At 30.7% G+C, this 3,364-nt stretch carries 5 protein-coding genes and 1 pseudogene; all 6 read right to left on the bottom strand.

What is annotated here, in order from left to right; all coding sequences use genetic code 11:
• The coding region (locus IWX83_RS16945; protein ID WP_231380085.1) for a cysteine peptidase family C39 domain-containing protein at positions 1-977 on the bottom strand (977 nt) is incomplete at its 3' end.
• An 86-nt stretch (positions 978-1,063) separates the two neighbouring features.
• Entirely contained in the window at positions 1,064-1,579 is a 516-nt protein-coding gene (locus IWX83_RS16940) for a redoxin domain-containing protein (protein ID WP_196831336.1), read from the bottom strand.
• A complete protein-coding gene (locus tag IWX83_RS16935) occupies positions 1,579-2,208 on the bottom strand; it encodes a hypothetical protein (protein WP_196831335.1) in 630 nt (209 codons plus the stop codon). The genes IWX83_RS16940 and IWX83_RS16935 overlap by 1 nt, the downstream gene beginning before the upstream one ends.
• Positions 2,209-2,567: 359 nt before the next feature.
• On the bottom strand, positions 2,568-2,768 hold the full coding sequence (locus IWX83_RS16930; protein ID WP_196831334.1) for a hypothetical protein: 201 nt from the start codon (positions 2,766-2,768) through the stop codon (positions 2,568-2,570).
• Between the two features lie 28 nt (positions 2,769-2,796).
• On the bottom strand, positions 2,797-3,006 hold the full coding sequence (locus tag IWX83_RS16925) for a hypothetical protein (RefSeq protein WP_196831333.1): 210 nt from the start codon (positions 3,004-3,006) through the stop codon (positions 2,797-2,799).
• 153 nt (positions 3,007-3,159) lie between these two features.
• Positions 3,160-3,364 (bottom strand): annotated as a pseudogene (locus IWX83_RS16920) (response regulator); the annotation flags it as partial.

The following is a 3,364-nucleotide window of genomic DNA, read 5'->3' as shown; positions in this document are numbered from 1 at the left end:
CTTCTATAAATAATATAAAAATAGACAGGCATAGTCAACAATGAAATCAAGCCTAATTTCCAAGAGTAGCCAAATAAGAAAACTAGCGAAATAATTGAAACTAATACATCAATTACTAAACTGCTTGCCAACATTTTAATGACTCTTTGAACTCTTTGAGTGTCATTCAACCGAGCTACTAATTCTCCTATTTTGCGGGTATCAAAAAATGGCTTGGGAAGATGAAGCAAAGAGGAAAAAAACTGATTATTAATGCGATTATTGAAATCTTTAGATTGTTGTAGCAGGAAAAACTCTCGCAATACCGAAATTCCAACACGTGCCAATAGTAATATAGCTAACAACACAATTCCAGAGATTAGTTTATTGATATTATGCGAGGGCAAAATATCATCAATTAGTTTTTGGGAAAACAAAGACATAGCCATTCCCAAGCCTGCTACAAAAACACCCAGCAGAACACTAATCCACAATAATTTGTAATCTGGTTCTAGTAAAGTTAAAAACCATTTTTGCTGTGCATGTTTAACTTCAGTTTCTTTTATGAATTTTTCATTCGGTTCCAGCGTCAAACAGCTTTTTGAAACCCAAATTTTATCTAATTCTATAGCAGATAAATAATAAATTCCTTTACCTGGATCGCTAATCAAGAGACCTTTTTGTTCATCATAGTGATAGCAAACAATGTAGTGTTGTAATTTCTCTTCTATTAATACGTGAAGAATTACGGGTTGTTTATGATCTATAAGTGCCTGAATATCTGCTTCACAACCTTCAGCAGTAAAACCTAATTTATTGGCAACTTGATATAAGCCTAATAACGTTGTACCTTGTTTGGTAGTACCACTTAGTTCTCGTAGCTTTTCAATAGACTGCATGCCGCCATATAATTTAATGATGGACAATAAGCAGGCAACACCGCAATCCGACTGATCCAATTGCAGCGTATGGGTTTTTTCAATATGTTTTATAGTCATTATTTTCAGTTTGGTATTCCGTCGTTTTGTCATTGCTTCGCCTGTTCGCTTTGCTCGAGTCTGACAAAGGAGAAATCTCATCATTTTTATTGTAGTTTTTTTAACAAAACCTCTACCTTAGTTTGTCCTTTTATCTTCTCAATGAGTTGCTGGTTTTTATCGTACAAAACTAAGCAAGGTAAAGATTGAACATCAAAGGTAGCAGCGAAAGTAACTTTAGTGTCACATACAAAATGAATGTTATCATAATTTTGAAGGTTGTATTTTTTAGCAAAAGATTCTATTTTTTTAGCTTTTTCAAAAGAAACAAAGACAAGTTGATTTGGTGTGAATTGCTCTATACGTTCTTGTATCATTTTTGTCTCTTCATTACAGTACTCGCATTCACTGTTGAAGTAGATAAAGAGAGTTGGGGTGTCTACTTTTAAATTATTATTGGAAAATGTACCGCCATTTATATTTTGATACTTAAAAGTAGGAATGGTTTTTATGTTGGCTGCCACTTCTTTTTTATGGTTTATTTTAGTCACTATTTGGTAACTAAAAAAAGTTAACAAACTGATGAAAATTATTGGTATTATTAATTTAAGATATTTTTTCATTACGAATAATTTAATGTAAAAAACATGATTACAACTACCCATAACAACAATGCACTACCGTAACTAGACGCTACAATTTTTAGCCCATGATCCATAGTGGTTTCTGTTGCTTTGCCAATGAAGAAGGCAAGAATTAACCAATAGCTTAATTCGAACAAATTAAGTGTCTGAAAAGGATAAATTAGCCAAGGTTCTAATCCTTTATACCCAACAATATTCAAGGCAGATAAAGGATAAAAATATTGAATGTCTTCTAAACTATAACTGGTTTGAAAAAAGTAAAACCAGATGATTTTGAAGATAGGAACTAACAAAAATATAAACTCAGCTTTGATTACATTATCGAATATAGCTTTAAAATAAATTTTGGTATCAGAAAAAGCAGTGCCAATGTAAAGAACTGAGGAAATTAAAGTTATTTTGATTAAAAAAAAAACAGGTGTAGATAGAAAACTCACCCATTCCCATTTTTTTTGAAAATTTAAAATTTCTGATATTTGTTCTTTACCTAATTTTGCAGCTAATGAATTGTAAATCAACAAATCAGTTTTCAAAATAAAATTAGCTAATTCTATTATAAAAATGTAGCAAATGCTAAGTACAAAATACCTAATTAGAGAAATATTCATAATAAGTTTAAAAATTAGAATTTTATAAATATTTAAACTCTTTTATAAAAATAGAAAATTATAAAAAACAATATAAACACAAGAAAACTTAGTAAAATCGATGGTTTTACTTTGTTATTCTTACTCACAATAATACTGTTTTTTATTTTATTATTTTTTTGCGAATCTATCACTAATAGACCAAACGCAATTATAAGCAGAAAAGATTTCAAAAAATTAAATTTATCAACTGTGATTAAAACAATTACTGTTGCAAATAAAATTAAAGAAATAATCCTTAATCGTGTTATTTTCATGTTAATTTTTTTTAAAAAACTGTTCCCAATTAAAATCTATTGAGAACAGTTAAATTAATATCTCTACCACCAACCTTGGTTTCCAGCTATTGTGTTAATACCACAACCTATAAACATAGTCCAAGCTGCAGGAGCTGCTGGTGTCCACATACCGACCGCCATAGCAATGCCACCAGCTAGACAAACACCTTCTATAACCGAACTCGCACGTGGGTCAGTACCTCCAGTTAAATTTTCTAAATCATTCAGACTAATTTTTTTCATATGTTATATAATTTAAAATTTATTTATTTTAAAACCAATGACCTGTCTTTGAACCATGACCAAGTATTCCTCCACAAGCTGCTGCAGCAACATTACAAACTACTGCTGCCGCCAGACCTCCTGATCCATAAATAGCTGCCGCACCAAAAATGATTGAGCCACCACAAGCTAAACCTGCGAAAAAACCTGCGTCACTGCCTTTTATAAGCTCCATCTGATTTAATTCTAATGTTTTCATAAAATAATAATTTAATTGGTTAATAATAGTTTACTAACAAAACCTTCGATTACGTGCACTTAATTTTAGATTGATAGCGTTTGTCAAATCTATTATTTTTATTGGGATGTATTTTACTGTTTTTATGTTAAAAAAGTACGGTTTTTAATAAACTTAAAGAAGTCTTATTTTTTTAGCATGAAGAACTATTGCCGCATCGTTGCCTTTGTCCTTCAAAAGTCGGTTTTTAATATTGGTTTTTCTTTTCTCAATAGCACTCAAAGAAAGATCAATGTGATTCGGCATGTCTTTTGTTGTAATTTTCTTATCAAGCAGTGTCAAGATCTGGCAATCAATAGCGTCCAAATTTAATCTATCT

The organism is Flavobacterium sp. CG_9.1 (genome assembly GCF_015751645.1).
GTDB classification, from domain to species: domain Bacteria; phylum Bacteroidota; class Bacteroidia; order Flavobacteriales; family Flavobacteriaceae; genus Flavobacterium; species Flavobacterium xanthum.
Note: the sequence above shows the minus strand (reverse complement) of the source record. Positions and strands in the feature narration are given on the sequence as shown.

What these genes read in the sequence shown, in the direction of transcription:
- IWX83_RS16940 (WP_196831336.1), bottom strand. Translation starts at nt 1,579, where the DNA reads ATGAAAAAATATCTTAAATTAATAATACCAATAATTTTCATCAGTTTG.
- IWX83_RS16925 (WP_196831333.1), bottom strand. Translation starts at nt 3,006, where the DNA reads ATGAAAACATTAGAATTAAATCAGATGGAGCTTATAAAAGGCAGTGAC.
- IWX83_RS16935 (WP_196831335.1), bottom strand. Translation starts at nt 2,208, where the DNA reads ATGAATATTTCTCTAATTAGGTATTTTGTACTTAGCATTTGCTACATT.
- IWX83_RS16930 (WP_196831334.1), bottom strand. Translation starts at nt 2,768, where the DNA reads ATGAAAAAAATTAGTCTGAATGATTTAGAAAATTTAACTGGAGGTACT.